The following is a 23069-nucleotide window of genomic DNA, read 5'->3' as shown; positions in this document are numbered from 1 at the left end:
GGCGCTCCTACCACACCGGACCCGGAGGTTCGATCATGTCTTGCCGCTATTTCGGATTCTGCGAATCCGAAGGGTTGTTCGTCGTGTTGGTGCTGGGCGTGCTCGAGGTGTCGAGCCCGGCGTCCATCGATGCGCCCGCGCCCACCGAACCCGACTGCGAGGTGCTCGAGCCGATGCTGCCGCTGCTGCTCGAGCTCGTACCCATCCCGCTGTTCGGCGAGGAGCTCGTGGACGAGCCCGTCGTCGGAGAGGTGCTCGTGGACGAGCCGGTCGTCGGAGAAGTGCTCGTGGACGAGGTGCTGTTCGGAGACGTGCTCGTCGACGAGCCCGTCGTAGCCGAATTGTCCGTCGAGGTCCCTGTCGTGGCCGAGTTGTCCGTGGGCGTCCCCGTCGTCGCGCTTCCACTCGCGCTCACGCCGGTGTTCGGGGTGGTCGTCGCGCCGGAGCGCGTGTCCTCACCCGTGGTGCCGGGCGTGGCCGTGCCGGTTGCGCCTGTCGCGCTGCCCGTGCCCGTGCCCGAACCCGCGGTGCCCGTGGACGTGCCCGCGGTGGTCCCGCCCGTGCCGCCGACGGAACCAGAGCCGGTACCTCCGCCCGTCTGCGCCAGAGCGCCGGCCGCCGCCAGGGCGCCCGCCGCGAGAATCGTTCCTGTCAATTTGCCGATACCCATCAGTTCCTCCTTTCCGGGCAGGGTGGCCACGCCTTCGCCGTCTGGGAACCCGGCGGAAATCCCTCGACACAGACTCGTCGATCAGTCCCGCGCCCGCTCGTACTGCGGCGGCCAGCGCACCGTCGCGCCGAGCTGCCGCGCTGCGGTCAACGGCCAGTACGGATCCCGGAGGAGCTGGCGGGCGAGGACGACGACATCCGCCTGCCCCGTGCGCAGCACGTGCTCCGCCTGTTCCGCGCTGCGGATCATTCCTACCGCGCCCGTCTTGATGCCGACGTCTCGGCGGATGCGCTCGGCGAACGGCGCCTGGTAGCCTGGACCGATCGGGATCTTCGCGCCGGGCACAAGCCCGCCCGAGGAGCAGTCGACCAGGTCGACGTCCAGGAGAGCGAGCCTGTGCGCGAGCTCGACGGATTGCTCGATCTCCCACCCGCCTTCCGCCCAGTCCGTCGCCGAGATGCGGACGAAGAGGGGATATCGCTCGGGCCACCGCGCCCGGATTGACTCGGCCACCTCGAGCACGACGCGGATCCGGTTCTCGAATGACCCGCCGTAAGCATCGGCGCGCCGGTTCGAAAGCGGGGAGAGGAACTCGTGCAGCAGGTATCCATGAGCAGCGTGCAGCTCCAAAGCCCGGAACCCCGCCCGAAACGCGCGCTCCGCGGCGTCGCCGAATGCCCGGACGATCCGGGCAATGCCTCGCGCATCGAGCTCCTCGGGCACGGGGTCCTCGGGGCGAAACGGGATCCGGCTCGGCGCCAGGATCGGACGAAAGCCGCCGTCTTCACCCGGCGCGAGGACGCGGCTCCCTTTCCACGGCTGCTGCGTGGACGCCTTGCGCCCGGAATGCGCAAGCTGCATCCCCGCCGTAGCTCCCTGTGCCTCGATGAAGCGGGCGATCCGCGCCAGCGGTTCGACGTGCTCGTCCTTCCAGATGCCCAGATCCTGCGGAGAGATCCTGCCCTCCGGAGTCACCGCGCTCGCCTCGGTGAACACCAGCCCGGCGCCACCCACCGCCCGGGAGCCCAGGTGAACGAAATGCCAATCGTTCGGAAATCCGTCCTCGCTCGAGTACTGGCACATCGGCGAGACGACGATCCGGTTGCGGAGGATCACGTCGCGGAGCTGCAGGGAGTCGAAGAGCATGCCGCCTAGGATGTAGCTCCGGCCGGCGCGTTGCGGTCGAGCAGCGCGCCGAGCGGCTGCGGCTCGTTCACGGGAAGCTGGCACGCGCCGCGCACGCAGACATAGGCGGTGGCTTTGCCAGCCTGAGCGGGCCGATCCGCTGCGAGCGGCGTCGCCGGCGCGTTCCCCTCTTCGTGGCGAATGAGCACTTGCGAAGGGGAGAACCGCGTCCGCACGACGTCGACCAACTCCCGATCCCCTCTTCCCCGTGGCCGGACGAGCACGACTTCGCACGCCTCCGAGAGGAGAAAGTCCACGGAGAGCAGCATCTCCCCGAGCGCCGCCGGCGCGCCGGCGAGAAGGGCTCCAAACGAGCGCAACAGCTTTTCCGCCTGGGCGCGGAATTGCCCTTCGCCGGTGAGCGCGTCGAGCCGCAGGAGCGTGAGCGCGGCGACCGAATTTCCCGTCGGTTCCGCCCCGTCGTAGGCCGGCTTCTCGCGGGCGAGCAGGGCTTCGTGGTCCGCAGGCGTGCGGAAGAACCCGCCCTCGGGGTGCGCGAACCGCTGCGCGAGCACCTCGTGCAGCTTGCGCGCCGCCGACAGCCACCGGGCTTCACCGGTGGCCTCGAACAGATCGACTTCGGCGGCGGCGAGGAACGCGTAGTCCTCCAGCAAGCCGGCATGCCGTCCAGTGCGCCGCAGACCGTCGGGGCGATCGTGGAGCGCCAGGAGCGCATCCGCCGCCCGCGCAGCGCGGGTGACGTAGTCCTCGCGGGCAAACGCGAGACCGGCTCGCGCGAAGGCGGAGATCATCAATCCGTTCCAGGCAGTGAGGATCTTCGTGTCGGTCAGGGGTGGAGGCCGCCGGGCGCGGGCCGCATACAGCTTCGGCCGGATGCGCTCGAGGAAGGCCAGGTCGTCTGCGTCGGGCACCCGCGCCAGCGCGAGCACGTTCTTTCCCTCGAAGTTCCCTTCGTCGGTGACCTGAAACAGCTGTGCGGCGCGCGCGCCGTCGTCGCTCCCGAGCACTTCCCGAAGCTCCGCCGGCGTCCAGACGAAAAACGTCCCTTCCTCCCCCTCGCTGTCCGCATCGGTCGCCGACCAGAAGGGGCCGGAGCGGTCGCTCATCTCGCGGGCGACGTAGTCGAGGATCTCGCAGGCGATGCGGAGGAAGAGCGGGTCCTGCGTGGCCTGCCACGCCTCCGTGTAGGCGATGGCGAGCAGCGCGTTGTCGTACAACATCTTCTCGAAGTGGGGTACGAGCCAGCGCGCGTCGGTCGAGTACCGGTGGAAGCCCCCGCCGACCTGATCGTAGATCCCGCCGAGCGCCATCTTCTCGAGCGTGAGCCGGGCCATGGTCAGTGCCTGCTCGTCGCCGGTCCGCTTCCAGTAGCGGAGCAGGAAGCGCACGTTCATGCTGGAGGGGAACTTCGGCGCCCGCCGCACGCCGCCTTCGCGAGGATCGAAGACCTGGGCGTAGTAGCTCATCGCGCCATGCAGAACGTGCACTTCCGGGAGCCCGGTCGATGCATCCGCCGCCAGGCTCTGCTGGACGGCCTCGGCGATCTGCTCCGCCGAGCGTGTGGCGCGGGCGCGCTCCTCATGCCAGACCCGATCGAGCTCCTGGAGGATGGTCGCGAAGCCAAAGCGCGCTCCACGCTCTCCGTCGCGCGCGGGAAAGTAGGTCCCTGCGAAGAACGGCTTCCGGTCGGGAGTGAGGAAGACGCTCATCGGCCAGCCGCCGTGCTGCGTCAGCATCTGCACGGCCTGCATGTAGATGGCGTCGACGTCGGGCCGCTCCTCCCGGTCGACCTTCACCGGGACGAAACGCTCGTTGAGGATCCGGGCGACGTCGGGCGACTCGAACGATTCCTCCTCCATCACGTGGCACCAGTGACAGGTGGCGTAACCGATGCTGAGGAACACTGGCCGATCGAGGCCGCGCGCTTCGGCGAACGCCTCGTCGCCCCATGGGCGCCAGTCGACGGGATTGTGCGCGTGCTGCAAGAGGTAGGGCGAGGTTTCCAGCGCGAGGCGGTTCGTCCATTGCGGCGTGCCATCCGCCCGAAGATGGCGGGTTCGGAACTGGCTGCGCTTCGCGACGGCGCCCGAAAGACGCGCGCGAAGCTCGTCGGAATACGCCTGCGCCCCCGGTCCCGGCTCGATGGTCACGAACGCGTTCTATCCCTCGCGGACGAAGGTGGAAACCCGTCCAGGGGAGGAGACGTACAGAAGGCGTCCGCACCGGCACTGCAGATCCGTGGTCATGGCTTCCAAGATTGACGCTTCGCCGACGTTCGGCCACCCTGCCGGCCGGGATGCGCGCCTACGACCTGATCCGGAAGAAGCGCGATGGCGGCACCCTCGATCCCGAAGAGCTGCGTTTCATCGTCCGTGGCGCGACCACCGGCGAGATCGCAGACGAGCAGCTGTCGGCTTTCCTCATGGCGGTCTTCTTCCGGGGCCTCGACCCGCGCGCCGAGCTGCCGCATTGGCTGCAGGCGATGCTGCATTCGGGCCAGGTGGTCGACCTCTCGGGTATCCCCGGGCGCAAGGTGGACAAGCACTCCACCGGCGGGGTCGGCGACAAGATCTCCCTCCCGCTGGCTCCGCTGGCGGCGGTCTGCGGCGTGCGCGTGCCGATGGTCTCCGGACGCGGCCTCGGGCACACCGGCGGCACCCTCGACAAGCTGGAGAGCATTCCCGGCTTCCGCGTCGATCTTCCGCTCGCGCGTTTCGTCGAGCTGGTCGATCGCCTGGGGGTCTGCCTGATCGGACAGACGGCGCAGATCGCGCCGGCCGATCGCAAGCTGTATGCGCTGCGCGATGCCACTGCCACGGTGGAGTCGGTGCCGCTCATCGCCTCGAGCATCCTGAGCAAGAAGCTGGCGGAAGGCATCGATGGGCTGGTGCTGGACGTCAAGGTCGGCCAAGGCGCGTTCATGAAGACACTGCCCGATGCGCGGGAGCTCGCGCAGACGATGGTCGACCTCTGCCGCGCTGTCGGCCGCGATTGCGTGGCGCTGCTCACGCGCATGGACTTCCCGCTCGGCAACGCCGTCGGCAACGCGGTCGAGGTCCGCGAATCGATCGAGATCCTGCGCGGGGCAGGACCCGCGGACGTCCGCGAGCTCACTTTGTTGCTCGGAGTCGAGATGCTCGAGCTGGCGGGAGCCAGCGGGGGCCGGGCGCGGCTGGAACGCGCGCTCGCGGACGGGAGCGCGCTGCGCAGATTCGCGGAGCTCGTCGATGCCCAGGGCGGGGACCCCAGGGTGGTGGACGAACCCGCGCGATTGCCACAACCGCGCTACCGGCGCGACGTGCGCGCGGAGCGATCCGGAATGCTCTCGGCCCTGGACGCCGGCCTCGTCGGCCTCGCCGCGGTGGAGCTCGGCGCAGGCCGCGCGCGTAAGGAGGATGCCGTCGATCCCGCCGCCGGTCTCCTTCTGCGGAAACGGCCGGGCGACACGGTTCGGGCCGGAGAGACGCTCGCCGAGCTGCACGCGGCGAGCGAGGAGCTGCTCGACGCTGGCGCGGCGCGGTTCCGGCAAGCCGTGGCCATCGCCGACGCCGCGCCGCCGGATCGCCCGCTGCTGCTCGAGCGGATCGCCGAGGAGAGCTGACCGATGCGAATCCTCTACGGCGTCGTCGGCGAGGGGATGGGGCACGCGATCCGGTCGCGGGTGGTGCTCGACGAGCTGGTGCAGCGCCACGACGTGCAGGTGGTGGTCTCCGGCCGCGCCCACGACTATCTGGCGAAGCGCGCCAGCGATCATCTCCAGGTGAAGAAGATTTGGGGCTTCACCATCGTCACCGAGGACAACGAGGTGCGGAACTTCCGCACGCTGTTGGAGAACGTGAAGGGCGCCCTGACCGGCGGATGGCCGCGGAACATCAAGACGTACTTCGAGATTGCCGACGGCTTCCGACCGGACGCGGTGATCAGCGACTTCGAGAGCTGGAGCTACCTGTACGGCGTCAACCACGGCATCCCCGTGATCTCCGTCGACAACATGCAGATCGTGAATCGCTGCCGGCACGAAAGGGATGTGATCGCTGGGCACGAGGCCTCGTTCCAGATCGCCAAGGGGATCATCAAGGCGAAGGTGCCCGGCGCGTACCACTACCTGATCACGACGTTCTTCCGGCCGCCGATCCGGAAGAAGCGCACCTCGCTGCACCCGCCGGTCCTCCGGCCCGAGATCCTCGCCGCGCGAAGCGAGCGCGGATCGCACCTGCTCGTCTACCAGACGTACACCACGCATCAGGAGCTGCCCGAGCTGCTCAAGCGCACCGGCATCGAGTGCCGCGTCTACGGGATCCGCCGCGATCTGCGCGAGGACGAGCGCGACGGCAACCTGCTCTACCGCCCGTTCAGCGAGTCGGCCTTCATCGAGGATCTGCGCACGGCGCGCGCCGTCGTGGCCAGCGCCGGCTTCACGCTGATGGGAGAAGCCGTCTACCTGCACAAACCCATGCTCGCCGAACCGGTGGCGAAGCAATTCGAGCAGATCCTCAACGCGCGCTACCTGGAGAAGGAAGGCTACGGACTCTACGCCGAGGACATCACCGACGCGAAGCTCTCGGAATTTCTCGACCGGCTCCCCGAATTCGAGCGCAACCTGTCCCTGTACTCGCAGGACGGAAACGAAGATCTCCTGGTCAAGCTGGAAGCGGTGCTCGAGTCCGCCGCCCGGGGAATTCCACCCGAAGCGGAAGCCTAGCTACTGCGCTTCGGTGGCGATGGCGAGACGCTGCACGCCGACGATCTTCGCCACTTCCATCACTTCCACGACGCGCCCATGCGAGACGCCGGCGTCCGCCTGGATGATGACCTGCGCCTCGGGCGCATCGCGCACGAGCTTCTGGAACCGCTCCTTGAGCGCGCCGAGGTCGATGGCCTTCCCTTCGGTGACCACCGTCCCGTCCTTCAGCACCGCGACGGGGAAGTCTCGCGCCTGCGCTTGCAGCTCCTTCGCCGCGCCCTTCGGGAGATCGACGCGGACGCCGGTTCCGCCGCCTTGCGCCTGCTCGACCACGATGCTGCTGCCGACCATGAAGATGATGAGGAGCACGAGGAAGATGTCGGTCAGCGGCGTGATGTTGATCTCGCTGAAGACCGAGGGACCGAACTCCTCCTCGTCCTGGTGGTGCGAGCGCCTAGGTCCGGCGAAGGCCATTCAGGCGTGACTCTGGGCGATGGCCGCGCGCGTCTCCGGCTGGGGCGCGTGGGCCGGGCGAGGAGCTTGCATCGCGGCCGAGATGTCCGCGGCGTGGTCGATCACCACTTCCGTCAGCTCATCGGCGCGCAGGGTGAGGTCGAACGCCTCCTTCGAGATGCGGGCCTGGAAGACGTTGAAGAGGATCACTGCCTCGACCGCCACCGCGATGCCGCCGGCGGTGGTGATCAGCGCCTCCGAGATGGCCGGCGCCACCACGGCGAAGCCGCTCTGTCCCGTCATCCCGATCTGCCGGAACGACCCCAGGATGCCGACGACCGTGCCGAACAGACCGACGAAGGGCATCGTCGCCCCGAGCGTCCCGAGGACCCACAAGGGAGCGCGGAGCGCCTGAATCACCTCGCGGCGGGCCCGGTCGACGGCGTCCGCGATCCGATCCTGCCGGTTCGCGCGGTCGAAGGCGGCCCGGTAGAGCGCCACGGTGGCGATGTGCGATCGATCGGTCTCATGGAGCGCGATGGAGGCTTCCCCGCGGAGCAGGGCCCGCACGATCTGCTCGTGCAGCTCGCGCGCCTTCGCCGAGAACCCGCGCAGGAAGAGGGCGCGTTCGATGCCGATGATCACCGCCGCTATCGACCCGGCCAGGATGATCAGCTTGGTGACGACCATCACCGCGCCGCCGGTCTTCAGCATCTCGAGCAATGCTTGCATGGGTCCTGTTTAACACGTGGAATGTCGGACGCCTTCCGGTGGGCGTGGTAGAGCAGCGCCCGATGCCCTCGTGGACCGAGCTGGCCCTCGACTGCGCCCGCGTCGCGCGGAAGGGGCTCCGCCTGCCCGAAACAGAGTCGCCGGTCGCTGTCGTGCTCGGATCGGGACTTGGGGCATTCGCCGACGCTCTCACGGACGCCCGGGCGCTGCCGTTCGCCGAACTCCCTGGATTTCCGCCGGCGACCGTCCCCGGCCACAAGGGCCGGATGGTGTATGGAAAGCTCGCACCGACTTCGATCCTCGTCCTCCAAGGGCGCATCCACGGGTACGAAGGGCATGACGCCGCAACGGTCGCGCTCCCGGCGCGGGTGCTCGGCGCACTCGGGGTGCGCGCGCTGATCGTCACCAACGCGGCGGGCAGCTGCAATCCGTCGTTCGCCCCGGGTGATCTGATGCGCATCACCGATCACATCAACTTCACCGGCCGCAACCCGCTCACCGGCGCAAACGAAGAGCGGCTCGGTCCCCGATTTCCCGACCTCACCCATGCCTACGATGCGCGGCTGGCGACCGCGCTGGAGGAGGCCGCCCGCAGCGTCGGGCAGACCCTGCGCGCCGGCGTCTATCTCCAGATGAACGGCCCAAGCTACGAGACGGCTGCCGAGGTGCGCATGGCCCGGACGCTCGGCGCGGACGCAGTCGGTATGAGCACCGTTCCGGAGGTGATCGCGGCCGCCCACATGGGTGTTCCAGTGGCTGGCATCTCCTGCATCACCAATCTCGCCGCGGGCATCTCGCAGCACCCATTGACGCACCAGGAAGTGGTGGAGGTGGCGCGCGCGGCGGAGGGCAAGTTCATCGATCTTCTCTGCGCCTTCGTTCCCCGCGCTTTCGCGGCCGTCCCCGCGCGCGGCGCGCTGCGATGAAACTGTCCGCCGCAGGGCGCTCCGCTATGCTTCGCTCCGTGAAAGGAGCGCATTCCCGGCTGCCGGCGCTGCTGCGGGCCGCAACACGCGCGCGACTGCGGGCCTACGCGCCGTATTCCGGGTTCCAGGTCGGCGCCGCCGTCCTGGCGGGTGGCCGGATCTTCGCCGCCGGCAACCTGGAGAACAGCTCGTATCCACTTTCCGTCTGCGCCGAGCGCAACGCGGTGGCCATGGCGGTGGCCGGGGGGTTCGGCAGCATCGACGCGGTTGCGGTCGTCGCCGGCCAAGGACGGCCCGCGCCGCCCTGCGGCGGCTGCCGCCAGGTGCTCGCCGAGTTCTGCGCCCCTGGAACACCGGTGATTTACGCCGCAAGTGGCGGCCGCAGCGTCACCACAACCCTCGCCGGCCTCCTCCCCGACGCGTTCGGACCCGCGGACCTCGTTCCCCCACGTGCAAGGCGTCGCTCGCCTTGACCGCGCAAGCCACCTCGATGCGCATCCACCCCGGGCTGGCGGCGGCGACCGGCGCGCTCAAAGGCAGCGCGGTGGCGATCGGCAACTTCGACGGCGTCCATCTCGGGCACCAGGCGCTGTTTGCGGTAGCGCGGCGCGACGCGCGGGGTCCGGCCTGCGCGCTGACGTTCGAGCCGCACCCGGCGCGGCTGCTTGCGCCCGCCTACGCGCCGCCACTCATCTGCGAGAGGCCGCGCAAGCGAGAGCTGATCGCAGCCTGCGGCATCACCGATCTCGTCGAGCAGCCGTTCGACGCGGATTTCGCGGCCACGCCGCCGCTTCGGTTCGTGGAGATGGTCGTCGCCACCGGCGTCGCCGAAGTCGTCGTCGGCCACGACTTCACCTATGGGAAGGCGCGCGCCGGAACGGCCGACACGCTGCGCGATTCCCTCGCCGGGCGCGGCGTCCGCCTCCACGTGGTGCCGCCGGTGGCGGTCAACGGCCTCGTCTGCTCGAGCACCAAGGTGCGCGAGTTCGTGCTCGAAGGACGCGTCGAGGCTGCAAACATGCTGCTCGGACGCCCCTTCGATCTGGACGGCGACGTGGTTCGCGGCGTTGGCCGCGGCCGGAAGCTGGGCTGGCCCACCGCGAACATCCGCACGACCAACGAGCTTCTTCCGGCAGTGGGCGTGTACGCGGTGCGCGCGCGGCTGCTCGATCAGCAGGGTACCGCCATCCCCGGGGCGGCGAACCTCGGACTCAATCCCACGTTTCGTCCCGATGTCGCACTGGCCGGCGCCGCGGGGCAGCCGCCGCTGTCGCTGGAAGTCCACCTGCTCGACTTCGCGCACGACATCTATGGACGGCGGTTGCGCGTGGAGTTCGTGCACCGGCTCCGCGAGGAGCGGCGGTTCCCGGGAATCGAGGCGTTGAAGGCGCAGATAACGCAGGACGTCATGCAGGCTCGGAGACTGCTCGGCGTGTAGCACCGCGGAGCACTTCCGACCCAAAAAACCCCCAAAGGAATCGCCTGCTTTCTCGCTTTGCCTGCGAGTCTCGCCTAGACTCGAAACCCTCAACGGCGAGGGGTGCAAGGCATGGCTGGACGTCTCGGCGAGCTTCTGGTCCGCGAAAACCTCATCTCTCTCCAGCAGCTGCAAAAGGCGCAGGACGAGCAGAAGAAGGCGGGCGGCCGGATCGGCTACCACCTCACCAAGCTTGGATTCATCGAGGAATCCGAGCTCACCAAGTTCCTGTCGAAGCAGTATGGCGTTCCGTCAATCAACCTGAAGGAATTCGACATCGACGGCGAGGTGGTGAAGCTCGTCCCCAAGGAAGTCGCCGAGAAGCACCAGTGCATCCCGGTGAATCGCGCCGGCGCCTCGCTGATACTGGCGATGAGCGACCCCTCGAACATCTACGCCATCGACGACATCAAGTTCCTCACCGGCTACAACATCGAGGTCGTCGTCGCCAGCGAGCAGGCGATCAAGGAGGCGCTGGAAAAGTACTACGCGGAGAAGGGTCCCTCGTACGACGAGGTGATGGAGGGGTTCGACGAGAACGAGATCGCCGTCGACCACGACGAGGGTGGAATCACCGACATCAGCGACCTGGAGAAGAGCGCCGCCGACGCGCCGGTGGTGAAGCTGGTGAACCTGATCCTGCTCGACGCGATCAAGAAGGGCGCCTCCGACATCCACGTCGAGCCGTACGAGAAGGACTTTCGCGTCCGCTACCGCGTGGACGGCGTGCTCTACGAGGTGATGAAGCCGCCGATGAAGCTGAAGATGGCGATCATCTCCCGCCTCAAGATCATGGCGGAGCTGGACATCGCCGAGCGCCGCCTGCCGCAGGATGGAAGAATCAAGCTGAAGCTGGGCAAGGGGCGCGAGATGGACTTCCGCGTTTCCGTCTGCCCGACGCTGTTCGGCGAGAAGGTGGTGCTCCGCCTCCTCGACAAGTCCAGTCTCCAGCTGGACATGACCAAGCTCGGCTTCGATCCCGAGCCCCTCAAGGCCTTCAAGGAGAACATCGACAGGCCCTACGGGATGGTGCTGGTGACCGGGCCCACCGGATCCGGCAAGACCACCACGCTCTACTCGGCGCTCTCCGAATTGAACAAGACCACCGACAACATCAGCACCGCGGAAGACCCGGTGGAATTCAACTTCTCCGGCATCAACCAGGTGCAGATGCACGAGGACATCGGCCTGAACTTCGCGGCCGCCCTCCGCAGCTTCCTCCGCCAGGACCCCGACATCATCATGGTGGGCGAGATCCGCGACTTCGAGACGGCGGAAATCGGCATCAAGGCCGCTCTCACCGGCCACCTGGTGCTTTCCACGCTCCATACCAACGACGCGCCGGGCACGGTTTCGCGTCTGCTCAACATGGGCATCGAGCCGTTCCTGGTGACGAGCGCGGTGAACCTGATCCTCGCCCAGCGTCTCGCCCGCAAGCTCTGCCAGGAATGCAAGAAGCCCGTGGACGTCGCGCAGCAGGCGCTGCTCGACATCGGCGTGCAGCCCGACGAAGCCGGCACCTTCCAGGTCTTCGAGCCGGGCGGCTGCCGCGCCTGCAACGATCGCGGCTACAGGGGCCGCGTCGCTCTCTACGAAGTGATGCCGATGTGGGACAGCGTGAAGGAGCTGGTGATCAATGGCGCCTCGACCGCCGAGCTGAAGGCGGAAGCGATCCGCCTCGGCATGCAGACGCTGCGCATGGCGGGAATCGCCAAGCTGAAGATCGGGATGACCAGCATCGAAGAAGTGGTGGGCAACACTGCGCCGGACACGATGCGGTAACCGAGGGGAAACGACACTTGCCCAATCTGCATCAGCTGCTCAAGGCGATGGTGGAGAAAGGAGCATCCGATCTCCACATCACCACCGGCTCGCCTCCGCAGCTCCGCATCGACGGCAACCTGGTACCGCTCAAGACTCCGCCGCTCACGCCGGTGGAGACGAAGCAGCTCTGCTACTCCATCCTCGCCGACGCGCAGAAGCACAAGTTCGAGGAGGAGAACGAGCTCGACCTCTCGTTCGGCGTGAAAGGCCTCTCGCGGTTTCGCGCCAACATCTTCATGCAGCGCGGCGCGGTAGCGGCCGCCTTCCGCACCATTCTCTTCAAGATCCTGACCTTCCAGGAGCTGGGCCTTCCGCCGATCGTCTCCGAGCTGGCGAAGAAGCCGCGCGGGCTGGTGCTGGTGACCGGGCCGACCGGCTCCGGCAAGAGCACCACGCTGGCGTCGATCATCGACAAGATCAACACCGAGCGGCACGAGCACATCGTCACCGTCGAGGACCCGATCGAGTATCTCCACCCGCACAAGAACTGCGTGGTGAACCAGCGCGAGGTCGGGGCGGACACGCACAGCTTCAAGAAGGCGCTCAAGTACATCCTCCGCCAGGACCCCGACGTGGTGCTGGTGGGCGAGATGCGCGATCTGGAGACCATCGAGGCCGCGCTGGTGATCTCGGAGACCGGCCACCTCGCCTTCGGGACCCTGCACACCAACTCCTGCGTGCAGACCATCAACCGCATCCTCGACGTGTTCCCGCCCTACCAGCAGCCGCAGATCCGCGCGCAGCTCTCCTTCGTGCTCGAGGGTGTGGTGACCCAGAACCTGATTTCCAAGGCAAGCGGGCCCGGACGCGTGCTGGCCATCGAGGTGATGGTCCCGAACGCAGCCATCCGGAACCTGATCCGTGAGGACAAGGTCCACCAGATCTACTCCCAGATGCAGGTCGGCCAGTCGAAGTTCGGAATGCAGACTTTCAACCAGTCGCTGGCATCGCTGATCCAGCGCGGCCTCATCACGCTCGAGGAAGGGCTCGGGCGCAGCTCTGATCCCGAGGAGTTGCGGAACATCCTCGCCTCAGGCGTCAAACCGGGCGTGAACCGCCCGGTCCAGGCCCGGTAACAGGAGACTGCAATGGCCACGGCACCTGCCGCAGCAGCGAAATCGGCCCCCAAGGCCACCGCCGCGCCCAAGTTGCCGATCTGGGTCTGGGAGGGAAAGACCAAGACCGGCGAGGTGAAGAAGGGCGAGGTCGAGGCCGCCGACGAGGCGTCCGTCCAGCAGCGCCTGCGGGCGATGGCGCTGACCAACGTCAAGATCAAGAAGAAGCCCATCCGGATCTCGCTCAAGCTCCCTGGGCTGGGCGGCATCTCCCAGAAAGACCTGGTCATCTTCACCCGGCAGTTCGCCACCATGATCGACGCCGGTCTGCCGCTGGTGCAGTGCCTGGACATCCTCTCCAGCCAGCTCGACAACATGGCTTTCCGCGACGTGCTGGTGAAGGTGAAGGTCAAGGTGGAGTCGGGCTCGACGCTCGCCGACGCCCTGGGCGATCACCCGAAGGTCTTCGATACGCTCTATGTCCAGCTCGTCGCCGCCGGCGAAATCGGCGGTATCCTCGACACCATCCTCAACCGGCTCGCGCAGTACATCGAGAAGAACGAGAAGCTGAAGAACAAGGTGAAGAGCGCGATGGTGTACCCGAGCGTGGTGCTCGTGGTCGCCGTGGGCGTCACGGTGGTGCTGCTGCTCTTCGTCACCCCGACCTTCGAGAAGATGTTCAAGGACTTCGGCGGCGCGATGCCGGCGCCCACCCAGATCGTCATCGACCTTTCGAAGTGGCTGCAGCACTACATCGGCTATCTCGTCGCCTTCATCATCGCCGCGGTGATCGGGTTCCGCGCCTGGGTCACGTGGCCGAAGGGGCGCGTGCAGTGGGACTCGTTCGTGATCCGGACGCCGATCTTCGGGCCGCTGGTGCGCAAGGTGGCGGTGGCCCGCTTCACCCGAACGCTCGGCACCATGATCAGCTCCGGCGTGCCCATCCTCGACGCGCTGGAGGTGGTGGCGAAGACCGCCGGCAACGCGGTGGTGGAGAAGGCGATCCGCTACACCAGGGAGAAGATCGCCGAGGGCAAGACCATCGTGCAGCCGCTCGCGGAGACGAACGTGTTCCCGCCCATGGTGGTGCAGATGATCGGCGTGGGTGAGGCCACCGGCGCCATGGACCAGATGCTCACCAAGATTGCCGACTTCTACGACGACGAGGTGGACGCCGCGGTGGCGGCCCTCACCAGCCTGATCGAGCCGGTAATGATGGTGTTCCTCGGCGGCGTGGTAGGCGGCTTCCTCGTCGCCATGTACCTGCCGATCTTCTCCATCGCCGGCGCGGTCAAGTAGGGACGATGGCAGAGGCGGGCGTCTATTCGCCACTCGGCGAACGCTCCAAAGGCGGTCTTTACGGCAAGCTGGTCCTGCTCACCGGCGTTCGCCTGGCAGTGGGCACGGCGCTCCTCGCCGCTACCGCATGGCCGACGCTCGGGCACGAGCCCTTTCCGCGCACCGTCGAGGCGCTTCTCTTCGCCATCGTCGCGCTGATCTACTTCGCCTCGCTGATCGGCACCTTCCTGCTGCGCACCCGGCGACACCTGGGCTGGGTCGCGCACGGCCAGCTCGCCGCCGACGTGATCGCGGCGACGGGCCTCGTCTACCTGACCGGAGGCGCGGACAGCATCTTCACGATCTTGTACCCGTTGGCGATCGTCAGCGGCGCCATCGGCCTCGGCCGGCGCGGCGCGGCGCTGGGTGCAGCCACCTCCTGCATCGCCTTCTGCGTGCTCGCCTGGAGCATGCAGATCGGCATCGTTCCCCCGGCAGCCGCCGAGCTGGATCGCGTCCCGCTCGCGCCGGGAAAGCTCGCGGTGGTGATGGCCGCGAACCTCTCCGCCTTCATGCTGGTCGGCGGGCTCTCCTCGCTCCTCGCCGAGCAGCTCCAGGGCGCCCGCAGCCAGCTACTGCGGAGCGAAACGCGGCTGGAAGCGCTGGAAGCCATCTATTCCGCCGTGGTGCGCTCCATCGCCAGCGGGATCCTCACGCTCGGAGAGGACGGCCGCATCACCTACTTGAATCCGGCCGCCGAGCACCTCACCGGCGTGTCCGACCGCGCCGCCCGCGGCCAGCCGCTGAAAACCCTCCTGCCCGAGCTCGCGGGGTCGATCGCAAGGCCCCGCGAGCGCGGCCGCCCCGAAGTGCGCCTGCGCGCGCACGACGGCCGCGATCGGATCCTGGGATACGCGATGGCGCCGCTCGCCGGCGGGGCCTCCGGACAGGTCATCCTCTTCCAGGATCTCACCGAGCTGCGCCAGATGGAGGAAGCGGTCCGCCGCACCGACCGCCTCGCCGTGGTCGGCGGCCTGGCAGCGGGCCTCGCGCACGAGATCCGCAATCCGCTCGCTTCGATGTGCGGCTCGATCGAGATTCTCGGCGCCTCTCCCGGCCTGGACGAGCAGGAGCGCCGCCTGATGAGCGTCGTGCGCAGCGAGGCGGAGCGGCTGGAAGCCCTGGTGCGCGAGTTCCTCTCCTTCGCGCGGCCGATTTCTCCCGCGTTCGAGCCTCTCGACGCTGCCCGCGCCGTGGTGGAGACGATGGAGCTGTTCCGGCAGCAGCTCGCCGAGCGCGGCATCGAGCTCGTGGCGCAGGCCGATGCGCCCGTCTGGGTGCGGGCCGATCCGGGTCAGCTCCGGCAGGTGCTCTGGAACCTGCTCGGGAACGCTGCCGACGCCACTTCGCGCGGGGGGCGCGTCGAGGTCCGCATCCTGCGACAGGCAGGGGAAGGCGTTCTCGAGGTCTCCGACACCGGACACGGAATTGCCGACGAGGATCTGCAGCGCATCTTCGATCCCTTCTTCACCACCAAGGAGCGCGGCACGGGGCTCGGGCTTGCCATCGTGCACCGCATCGTCGAGGCGCACAGCGGGCACCTGTCGGTGCACAGCGAAGTCGGCCGCGGCACCACCTTCAGGGTGGCGCTGCCGGTGGCTCCGGCCCAGGACCAGCACGCTCCGGCGGCGGTGGGCTGACCGATGGCGCGCCTGCTGGTGGTCGACGACGAGCAATCGATGCGGGTGATGCTCGAGGCGCGGCTGACCAAGGCAGGCCATGCCGTGGAGGTCGCTGCCGACGTTCCCGGCGTCGAGCGCGCCCTCGCTGCCTCCGAGTTCGACGTGGTGATCACCGATCTGCGCATGCGCACCGGCGACGACGGCTTGCGGGTGCTGCGCAAGGTGAAGGACGCCGAGGCCGAGGTGGAAGTGATTCTCATGACCGCCTTTGGCAGCGACGACGTCCGGCAGAAGGCGCTCGAGCTCGGCGCGTACGGTTACGTCGAGAAGTCGCCCACGCTCGCCGCCGAGCTGATCGCGCTCGTCAAGGCCGCACTGCAGAAGCGCGAGCTGGCCCGCCAAGGCCGCATCCTCGCCCAGGACAACGAGCTGTTGCGGGAGCAGCTCTCTGCCCGCGGCCGCTTCGAGTCGATGGTCGCGCGCAGCGGCGCGATGCACGAAGTGTTCGAGGTGGTGGAAAAAGTGGCGGTGGCGCGGACCACGGTGCTGATCACCGGCGAGAGCGGCGTCGGCAAGGAGCTGGTCGCGCGCGCCCTCCACGCGCGCAGCCCGCGCTCCTCGGCGCCGTTCGTGCCCGTGAACTGCGGGGCCATCCCCGAAGGGCTCATCGAGTCGGAGCTGTTCGGCCACGCCAAGGGGGCGTTCACAGGCGCCCAAGGCGCCACGGAAGGGCTCTTCCGGGCCGCGCAGGACGGGACGCTCTTCCTCGACGAAATCGGTGAGCTGCCGCTCAACGTCCAGGTGAAGCTCCTGCGCGCCATCCAGGAGCGCCGCATCCGGCCGGTGGGCGACAACAACGACGTCGACGTCGACGTGCGCCTGGTCGCGGCGACGAACCGGAATCTCGCCGCAGAGGTACGCGCCGGACGCTTCCGGGAGGATCTCTACTACCGCCTGAACGTCGTCGAGATCCGCGTTCCGGCCTTGCGCGAGCGCCGCGAGGACGTGTTGCCGCTCGCGGATCATTTCCTGCGCCGCTTTGCCGCCGAGCACCGGCGGCCGCTCCAGCGCCTTTCCGACGATGCAAAGCGCCGCCTGTCAGAATACTGGTTTCCGGGAAACGTCCGCGAGTTGGAGAACCTGATCGAGCGCGCCGTGGCGCTCTCCTCGGGCGACGAGGTCACCGTCGACGCCCTGCCCGCCGTGCTTCGCGGGGTGGGCGCGCACGCGCTGTCGCCGGGAGGCCCGTTGCCGGACGGTTTCTTGCTCGAGGACTACCTCGCCCAGATCGAGCGGGAGCTGATCGATCGAGCGCTCACCGAGGCCGGCGGCGTGAAGACGTACGCCGCAGCACGGCTGGGTCTCACGTTCCGGCAGTTCCGCCACCGGGTGAAGAAGCTGGCCGGGCAGCCCGAGGACGAGGCCGACGACTCGGATTGACGGTCAGTTCAAGTCGCGGCGCGAGAGAACGAGTACTGCCAGGGCGAGGACGGCGGCGGCATACGCGATGCCGTAGCCCGCGGCGCTCCAGACGTAAGAGCCGGCGACCGCGAGCTCGTTCGAAGCGTGCGACTTGAGATTGAGCAGCTCCAGGTCCGGGAGCAGGAGGTAGAAGCCCTTGGCGAGGTTCCGCGCCGTCGCGCTCTGCGCTTTGTCCGCGAACGCCCGCAGGTCGGGCAGCAGATGCCCGATGAAGAAGACCGCGAACGCATACGATCCGGCGAGAATCGGCGTCGAGAAGCTCGCGAACAGGACCGCGACCGCGGCAAGGAGCGCGAACTCCACGCACAGGAGCGCCGCCGCCTGGGCGGTCGTGATCGCGAGCGGATATCCGGCCAGCCAGAGGACCGCGCGGAGCACGGCGACGATGGCGAGCGCGTTCACGGCGAGAAGCAGGACGAGACCCGCGTAGCGGCCGACGCAGAAGGTCCATCGCGGCAGCGGCTTCGCCAGCGTAGGCAGGATCGTCTTGCGCTGGATCTCGCCCGCCACGATGCCGACGCCGATGACGATCGCCATCAGCGCACCCGCCACTTCCATCGCGCCCAGTCCCATGTCGAGGATGATCCGCACCCAGTTCCCGACAGTCAGCTGCGCGACGAGCAGCGATCCCGCGACGAACAGGGCGGTGAAGAGCAACAGGTTGTAGAGGAGCTTGCCCCGGACCAGCTCGCGGACCGTGTTGCCTGCGATTGCCAGGAACGCCGTCATCAATGGACCTCGAACTGGTTGGTCAACCCGTACGCGCGCAGTCGCTCCGTGGACGTGGAGCGGGCCGTGCCATCCCCTTCCAGGACGTAGCGGCCGCCGTGCGGTTCCCTCGGGAAGACGGGCAGGAACCCCGCAGAGACGAGCGCCTGGACGGAACGGGCGGGAAACCCGTGCACCTCGCGATAGCGCTGCGCCGCGTCCTCGATCGCGCGCAGGTCGCGCTCGACGTGCAGCGCGTCGACGCGGTCCTGCCATTCCTTGCGCGTGCTCTCCTCGTTCGCCTGCGCCAGCATCGCTTCGGCGAGCGAGGTCGCGAGCTGCAGCTCTCCGCCCTGCGCCGCCAGGCGCGTCGCGAGAAGGCCGACAAAGGGGGGCGCGCCTGGCTGCTTCGCCGAGAGCGCGAGGTTGCGCGCCGCCGCGGGAAAATCTCGCAGGTAATACGACTGCAGGAACCCGAGCAAGAATCCCATGCGCCAGTCGTCGGGCCGCTCCCGCACGCCCTTTTCCAGGATCTGCATGGCATTCACCACGCCGAACACCTTCCCGTCCATCGTCTCGTGCGGGAGCGCAGCGGCGGCGAACCGGTACGCACCGCCGAACTTCCGATCGACCTCGACGGAGTAGTCGAGCAGGCGGAACATGCGGCGGTCAATCGGCGCGGCAGCCTCCGGAGCCATGTCGCCGTGCCGCACCGGCAGGAGCTGGATGGCCTGGAGCAGGGTGAAGTCGGCGAGGAGCGAACGGAAGCCGAAGGTGAGCGCGCGCGCCACGTCCCCGGGGATCGGAGGAATGTCCAGCTCGCTCTCGACCGGGCGCGGGGCGCGCCGCTGCGCGGAGGCCCGCAGCGCAGCCGCCGTGCAGATTGCGATGGCGATGGAAAGAGCTGCGGCGGTGCCGCGGACCGCGTCGCGCACGGAACGCATCCTAGCAAGGACCGACGGCGTGACCACAAAACGGAACGGGGGACGTCTTAGAGGTTGACGTCGTTCTGGTCGTTCGTCGGCTCGCCGGACGGATTGTTTGCGTCCGCGGTGCAGGTGCCCGCCGGGTTCATCACGCGCGAGAAGCTGGCAACCGACCAGTAGTCGGTCGTCGAGTCGGCGTCGATGTTGCCCATCGCCGCCGCCGTGAATGTCGGCGCCGGAGGAGCAGCTACGCCCACCGCCGTCACGCTGCACGGGTCGCCGCCGAACGTCGCTGGCATGTCCGCCGCCGTGGTGTACTTGAACACGTCGACCGCGATACCGCTGAACGTGGTGGCCTGCGGAATCGTCACGCCGGTGCGATCCTCGAGCGTCGCCGAGCCCGTGAGGTAGTAGGCGTAGCGGTTGTTGCGCTCAGGGGAGAATCCGACCTCGCCGGTCAGCGAGGAGAACTTGTCCTTCTCCTGGAAGAACGCCTTCTCCGCTGTGAAGACCGCCTTCAGGTTCGCCTTCGCCTCGCTCTGCTTCGACCGCGCCTGGAACTTGATGAAGTTCGGGATCGCGATCGCCGCAAGGATGCCGATGATCGCAACGACGATCATCAGCTCGATGAGCGTGAAGCCTTTCTGGACAAGCTTCTTCATTGGGAATCTCCGTTTGGTAATTTGGTAAAAGGACGGAGTCAACGTAGAGCAACCTGCGGGCCAATCAACAAAACGACTTGGATTCGCGCATTTGCGAATTGGCGCAGCGGGGGACCTGCCGCGAACCGTCGACATGGGTGACAATTCGCGGCACGTGCGATGGGGTGCGAGAAAGGGCGCGGCGCCACCGGGATCCAGAAAACGGAACGGGGGCGGCCCCCCTGGCCACCCCCGCCCCGTTCTGCCTACAGCTTCGACGTCTTAGAGGTTGACGTCGTTCTGGTCGTTCGTCGGCTCGCCGGACGGATTGTTTGCGTCCGCGGTGCAGGTGCCCGCCGGGTTCATCACGCGCGAGAAGCTGGCAACCGACCAGTAGTCGGTCGTCGAGTCGGCGTCGATGTTGCCCATCGCCGCCGCCGTGAATGTCGGCGCCGGAGGAGCAGCTACGCCCACCNNNCGCCGCCGAGGTGTACTTGAACACGTCGACCGCGATACCGCTGAACGTGGTGGCCTGCGGAATCGTCACGCCGGTGCGATCCTCGAGCGTCGCCGAGCCCGTGAGGTAGTAGGCATAGCGGTTGTTGCGCTCAGGGGAGAATCCGACCTCGCCGGTCAGCGAGGAGAATTTGTCCTTCTCCTGGAAGAACGCCTTCTCCGCCGTGAACACCGCCTTCAGGTTCGCCTTCGCCTCGCTCTGCTTCGACCGCGCCTGGAACTTGATGAAGTTCGGGATCGCGATCGCCGCAAGGATGCCGATGATCGCAACGACGATCATCTCCCTTGGGATTGAAGCGTTGAGCCTCAGCCACTGGAGAGCAACGTCCGGGCCAATTTCACGAAATGAATTGTTTCACAGATTTGCGAATCTGCATCAGACAAAACCGCCGTAAATTGTCGGTGTTTATGACAAAAACCGTCACGTGCGACGGGGACGAAAGTCGGAGGCGCAAAGACATGCCAAGGTAGGTACCGCGACGCTCATGGCCCGCCGTCGGCGCTGGATCAGGGTGATGGCAGCGAGGGCCAACACGGCGCCGGCAGCGACGGCGATTCCGCCGCGAAGGCCCACGGGGACGAAACGCAGCTCGACCGTTGACTCCCCGGGGGGCAGGACGATGCCGAGCGCGGCAAGGTCCGCCTTGAAGACCGGCGCTGGCGTTCCCGAGATCGTCGTCCGCCAGCCCGCGTCGTAGTGCTCGCCGATGACCAGCAGTCCCGGGCCATTCGCCTGGACGCGCAGCGAGTCGGAGTCCACCCGCTCGAGCAGCGCCGCGGAAGGCACGCCAAGGACTTCGGCGGGCGCCCCGTCGCCGATCAGGACGGCGCTCCGGCGCACGGAGAACCCCGGGCGAGTCAACGCGTCAAGCGCGGCGTCCCTGTCCCTCACGCGGTGCGCGCTCCCGACGACGAACGCGCGCGACGCCACCGGGAACTCACGAACCCAGTAGCCGAATCCCATCCGCTTGAACCCGTGCGTCACCGCGAAGCGGCTGCTGATCGAATGCGGCATCTCCACCGCGAACCGCACCCCGAAGAGATCGAAGAAGACGTCGGGCACGTTGACGATCGCGCTCAGGTAGTCGAGATCGGAGGCGGAGAAGTACTTCGCCATGCCCTCGATGTTCGCGATCGAGTTGAACTGCGGGAACAGCGCCTGCGCCATGCTCGCGGTGACGGCGACACGTGGCGGGACACCGGAGAGTCTCATCGGATCCTGGAAATTGACGAACATCCGCCAGCGCCCCGGACTCGGACCGGCGATCTCCTCCAGCCGGCGGGCGAGATCGTACGGGCCCTGCAACAGCTCGAGCGGGGCTGTGTAGAGGAGGCCGCCGGAAGAGGCGAACACCGAAGCCGCGCAGCACAGCGGTGCGAGCGCGACGGCAGGACGGTTGCGGACGCTACGGAACAGCGCCGCCGCGCCAAGGGCAGCCGAGAGCAATGCGATGTCCTGCAGGCCGAGGCGCAGATCGTGGAGCAAGGCTTCCGCGAACAGAGGTCGGTGCGTCTTGCCGAGGGCCGCGACAGAGCCGACGAGTTGCGGAGCGCGCATCGCCATGACGGCGGCGATCGAGCCGGAGACGACGGCCAGCAGGATCGCCGCCACTCCGGTACGGAAGGCTGCGCGCCCGGTGCCGGCGAATGCGATCTCGGCCCCGAGCGAAGCGGCGAGCGCGAGCAGCAGGCAGGCGGGACCGGTGAGCTTCTCGGCGAAACGGAATGCGTTTGCGGCGGGCAGCGCCCCGAAGAGGAGGCGATCGATGCCGAGGGCCACTCCCGTCGAGGCGAGCGCGAAGAGGATCGCGCCCGCGACCAGCACTCTGCCTCGCCGCATGCCGCAGGCGACGGCAGCGAGGAGGAGACCGGGGGCGCCAAACACGATGGAATCCGCGAACGCCGAGTTGTTCGTCGTGAAGAACTCGCTGTACGTGGACGAAACGCCGGTGTTGTGCTCCAGCGCTTCGGGAGCGTCGTCGAATGCGCGCGGGATGAGGAGACCGAGAAGACGCGCGGGGTGGTTCAGGAACGCGGCGCGCAGCTTCTCGTCCGGCGCCTGGAGCCGGTCGCTTCGCCGCAGCTCCACCACGGCCGGCGCGACCGCTGGAGCGGAGAACGCCAGCGCCAGCGCGCCGCAGCAAGCCGCCAGTCCGATGTTTCGCGCAGCTCCGCGAACGCTCTTCGCGATCGCGAGTACCCACGCGGGGGAGAGGAGGCCCGCGATCAAGACCGACTGTGGTTCCCCGGCGTACGCGATCAGCGCGACTGCGGCTCCCGCCCAGGCGTAGCGTCCGACCGAAGGCGCCTCGACGAATCCGAGGACGGCATCCACGGCGATGGGAACGCTGCCCACGCCGATGGCGTACGGCAGATTCGAACCGGTGACGCTGATGACGTACCCGCAACCCGCGTACGCGATGGCGCCAGCCATGGACGCCCACGTGCTGGCGCCGATGCGGCGTGACAGCCGGTACGCGCCGATCCCCCCGAGCAGCGGTCCGAGCATGTGGTTCAGCTTGAATGCGAGATCGAATGGAAACGCGAGATATAGAAGGGTGGCCGGATGGAGCAGCGCCGGCGTGACCTGCCCCAGGAGGGACACGCCGCACTCGGTCAGCGGGTCCCAGAGCGGAAGATGCCCCGCCCGAAGCTGCTGCGCGATGAAGAGCTTCACCGGGTAATACAGACGGCCGGTATCGCGGTAATAGAGCTGCACCGCCGGGTCGAGCGTCGCGGCGAAAAAGAGGCACAGCAGGGCGAGGCCGAGGAGCGCGGGAGCTGCCCGGCGGAGTCGGTCGCGCGGCGTCACGTCGGGCCAACTTAACCGCACTCCGCAAACCGCGCGAGAAGTTGCCCGGCGGGTCTC

19 protein-coding genes are annotated in these 23069 nt (G+C 67.9%); 10 read left to right on the top strand and 9 right to left on the bottom strand.

The features are described 5' to 3' along the window. Positions 1-46: 46 nt before the first annotated feature. The 3 genes from E6J58_19485 to E6J58_19475 all read right to left on the bottom strand — a co-directional run bounded on the left by E6J58_19485 (position 47) and on the right by E6J58_19475 (position 3960). Entirely contained in the window at positions 47-670 is a 624-nt protein-coding gene (locus E6J58_19485; GenBank protein ID TMB34036.1) for a hypothetical protein, read from the bottom strand. Positions 671-751: 81 nt separating this feature from the next. Next, on the bottom strand, positions 752-1816 hold the full coding sequence (locus E6J58_19480; protein ID TMB34035.1) for an NADH:flavin oxidoreductase/NADH oxidase: 1065 nt from the start codon (positions 1814-1816) through the stop codon (positions 752-754). Between the two features lie 5 nt (positions 1817-1821). Beyond that, the gene (locus E6J58_19475) at positions 1822-3960 is read right to left on the bottom strand and encodes a thioredoxin domain-containing protein (GenBank protein ID TMB34060.1); all 2139 of its coding nucleotides are present in this window, start codon (positions 3958-3960) and stop codon (positions 1822-1824) included. Between the two features lie 152 nt (positions 3961-4112). Between E6J58_19475 and E6J58_19470 the strand changes: the two genes are divergently transcribed. Both E6J58_19470 and E6J58_19465 read left to right on the top strand, forming a co-directional pair. After that, the gene (locus E6J58_19470; GenBank protein TMB34034.1) at positions 4113-5417 is read left to right on the top strand and encodes a thymidine phosphorylase; all 1305 of its coding nucleotides are present in this window, start codon (positions 4113-4115) and stop codon (positions 5415-5417) included. 3 nt (positions 5418-5420) lie between these two features. Continuing rightward, positions 5421-6518, top strand: coding sequence for a teichoic acid biosynthesis protein (locus E6J58_19465; protein ID TMB34033.1), 1098 nt, complete (start codon positions 5421-5423; stop codon positions 6516-6518). Here E6J58_19465 and E6J58_19460 read toward each other — a convergent pair whose 3' ends face one another. Together E6J58_19460 and E6J58_19455 are read right to left on the bottom strand one after the other, a co-directional pair. Next, positions 6519-6974, bottom strand: coding sequence for a biopolymer transporter ExbD (locus tag E6J58_19460; protein ID TMB34032.1), 456 nt, complete (start codon positions 6972-6974; stop codon positions 6519-6521). Next, positions 6975-7685: a MotA/TolQ/ExbB proton channel family protein gene (locus E6J58_19455; GenBank protein ID TMB34031.1), complete on the bottom strand. Its 711-nt coding sequence runs from the start codon at positions 7683-7685 to the stop codon at positions 6975-6977. It abuts the gene before it with no gap. Between the two features lie 62 nt (positions 7686-7747). On the opposite strand from E6J58_19455, the gene E6J58_19450 reads away from it, so the two are divergent. The 8 genes from E6J58_19450 to E6J58_19415 all read left to right on the top strand — a co-directional run bounded on the left by E6J58_19450 (position 7748) and on the right by E6J58_19415 (position 17367). Next, on the top strand, positions 7748-8611 hold the full coding sequence (locus tag E6J58_19450; protein TMB34030.1) for a purine-nucleoside phosphorylase: 864 nt from the start codon (positions 7748-7750) through the stop codon (positions 8609-8611). Between the two features lie 26 nt (positions 8612-8637). Beyond that, a complete protein-coding gene (locus tag E6J58_19445; protein TMB34029.1) occupies positions 8638-9084 on the top strand; it encodes a cytidine deaminase in 447 nt (148 codons plus the stop codon). A 17-nt stretch (positions 9085-9101) separates the two neighbouring features. Beyond that, entirely contained in the window at positions 9102-10049 is a 948-nt protein-coding gene (gene ribF, locus E6J58_19440) for a riboflavin biosynthesis protein RibF (protein ID TMB34059.1), read from the top strand. Between the two features lie 111 nt (positions 10050-10160). Further along, positions 10161-11870 carry a type IV-A pilus assembly ATPase PilB gene (gene pilB, locus E6J58_19435; GenBank protein TMB34028.1) on the top strand — a complete coding sequence of 570 codons (1710 nt, stop codon included), beginning with the start codon at positions 10161-10163 and terminating at the stop codon, positions 11868-11870. Positions 11871-11887: 17 nt separating this feature from the next. Continuing rightward, on the top strand, positions 11888-12988 hold the full coding sequence (locus E6J58_19430; GenBank protein ID TMB34027.1) for a PilT/PilU family type 4a pilus ATPase: 1101 nt from the start codon (positions 11888-11890) through the stop codon (positions 12986-12988). A gap of 12 nt (positions 12989-13000) precedes the next feature. Next, positions 13001-14266 (top strand): type II secretion system F family protein, encoded by a 1266-nt coding sequence (locus E6J58_19425; protein TMB34026.1) that lies wholly within the window; start codon positions 13001-13003, stop codon positions 14264-14266. A 5-nt stretch (positions 14267-14271) separates the two neighbouring features. After that, positions 14272-15945, top strand: a complete 1674-nt coding sequence (locus tag E6J58_19420) for a PAS domain S-box protein (GenBank protein TMB34025.1) — start codon at positions 14272-14274, stop codon at positions 15943-15945. 3 nt (positions 15946-15948) lie between these two features. Further along, positions 15949-17367: a sigma-54-dependent Fis family transcriptional regulator gene (locus E6J58_19415; GenBank protein TMB34024.1), complete on the top strand. Its 1419-nt coding sequence runs from the start codon at positions 15949-15951 to the stop codon at positions 17365-17367. A 3-nt stretch (positions 17368-17370) separates the two neighbouring features. On the opposite strand, the gene E6J58_19410 is transcribed toward E6J58_19415, so the two are convergent. The 4 genes from E6J58_19410 to E6J58_19395 all read right to left on the bottom strand — a co-directional run bounded on the left by E6J58_19410 (position 17371) and on the right by E6J58_19395 (position 23012). Next, positions 17371-18393 carry an ABC transporter permease gene (locus tag E6J58_19410; protein TMB34023.1) on the bottom strand — a complete coding sequence of 341 codons (1023 nt, stop codon included), beginning with the start codon at positions 18391-18393 and terminating at the stop codon, positions 17371-17373. Positions 18394-19108: 715 nt separating this feature from the next. Continuing rightward, a complete protein-coding gene (locus tag E6J58_19405) occupies positions 19109-19705 on the bottom strand; it encodes a prepilin-type N-terminal cleavage/methylation domain-containing protein (GenBank protein ID TMB34022.1) in 597 nt (198 codons plus the stop codon). A gap of 64 nt (positions 19706-19769) precedes the next feature. Further along, entirely contained in the window at positions 19770-20480 is a 711-nt protein-coding gene (locus E6J58_19400; protein ID TMB34021.1) for a hypothetical protein, read from the bottom strand. Positions 20481-20621: 141 nt separating this feature from the next. Continuing rightward, positions 20622-23012, bottom strand: coding sequence for a hypothetical protein (locus tag E6J58_19395; GenBank protein ID TMB34020.1), 2391 nt, complete (start codon positions 23010-23012; stop codon positions 20622-20624). Positions 23013-23069 lie beyond the last annotated feature (57 nt).

The sequence above is a fragment of the Deltaproteobacteria bacterium genome (assembly GCA_005879535.1).
Lineage (GTDB): Bacteria > Myxococcota > Myxococcia > Myxococcales > 40CM-4-68-19 > 40CM-4-68-19.
The sequence above is the reverse complement of the archived record's forward strand: the minus strand, read 5'-3'. Positions and strand labels throughout refer to the sequence as shown.

Coding starts and splice junctions, on each gene's coding strand:
- E6J58_19460 (TMB34032.1), bottom strand. CDS start 6,974: ATGGCCTTCGCCGGACCTAGGCGCTCGCACCACCAGGACGAGGAGGAG.
- E6J58_19415 (TMB34024.1), top strand. CDS start 15,949: ATGGCGCGCCTGCTGGTGGTCGACGACGAGCAATCGATGCGGGTGATG.
- E6J58_19485 (TMB34036.1), bottom strand. CDS start 670: ATGGGTATCGGCAAATTGACAGGAACGATTCTCGCGGCGGGCGCCCTG.
- E6J58_19455 (TMB34031.1), bottom strand. CDS start 7,685: ATGCAAGCATTGCTCGAGATGCTGAAGACCGGCGGCGCGGTGATGGTC.
- E6J58_19410 (TMB34023.1), bottom strand. CDS start 18,393: ATGGCAGGACCGCGTCGACGCGCTGCACGTCGAGCGCGACCTGCGCGC.
- E6J58_19450 (TMB34030.1), top strand. CDS start 7,748: ATGCCCTCGTGGACCGAGCTGGCCCTCGACTGCGCCCGCGTCGCGCGG.
- E6J58_19480 (TMB34035.1), bottom strand. CDS start 1,816: ATGCTCTTCGACTCCCTGCAGCTCCGCGACGTGATCCTCCGCAACCGG.
- E6J58_19465 (TMB34033.1), top strand. CDS start 5,421: ATGCGAATCCTCTACGGCGTCGTCGGCGAGGGGATGGGGCACGCGATC.
- ribF (TMB34059.1), top strand. CDS start 9,102: ATGCGCATCCACCCCGGGCTGGCGGCGGCGACCGGCGCGCTCAAAGGC.
- E6J58_19470 (TMB34034.1), top strand. CDS start 4,113: ATGCGCGCCTACGACCTGATCCGGAAGAAGCGCGATGGCGGCACCCTC.
- E6J58_19420 (TMB34025.1), top strand. CDS start 14,272: ATGGCAGAGGCGGGCGTCTATTCGCCACTCGGCGAACGCTCCAAAGGC.
- E6J58_19425 (TMB34026.1), top strand. CDS start 13,001: ATGGCCACGGCACCTGCCGCAGCAGCGAAATCGGCCCCCAAGGCCACC.
- E6J58_19445 (TMB34029.1), top strand. CDS start 8,638: ATGCTTCGCTCCGTGAAAGGAGCGCATTCCCGGCTGCCGGCGCTGCTG.
- pilB (TMB34028.1), top strand. CDS start 10,161: ATGGCTGGACGTCTCGGCGAGCTTCTGGTCCGCGAAAACCTCATCTCT.
- E6J58_19405 (TMB34022.1), bottom strand. CDS start 19,705: ATGAAGAAGCTTGTCCAGAAAGGCTTCACGCTCATCGAGCTGATGATC.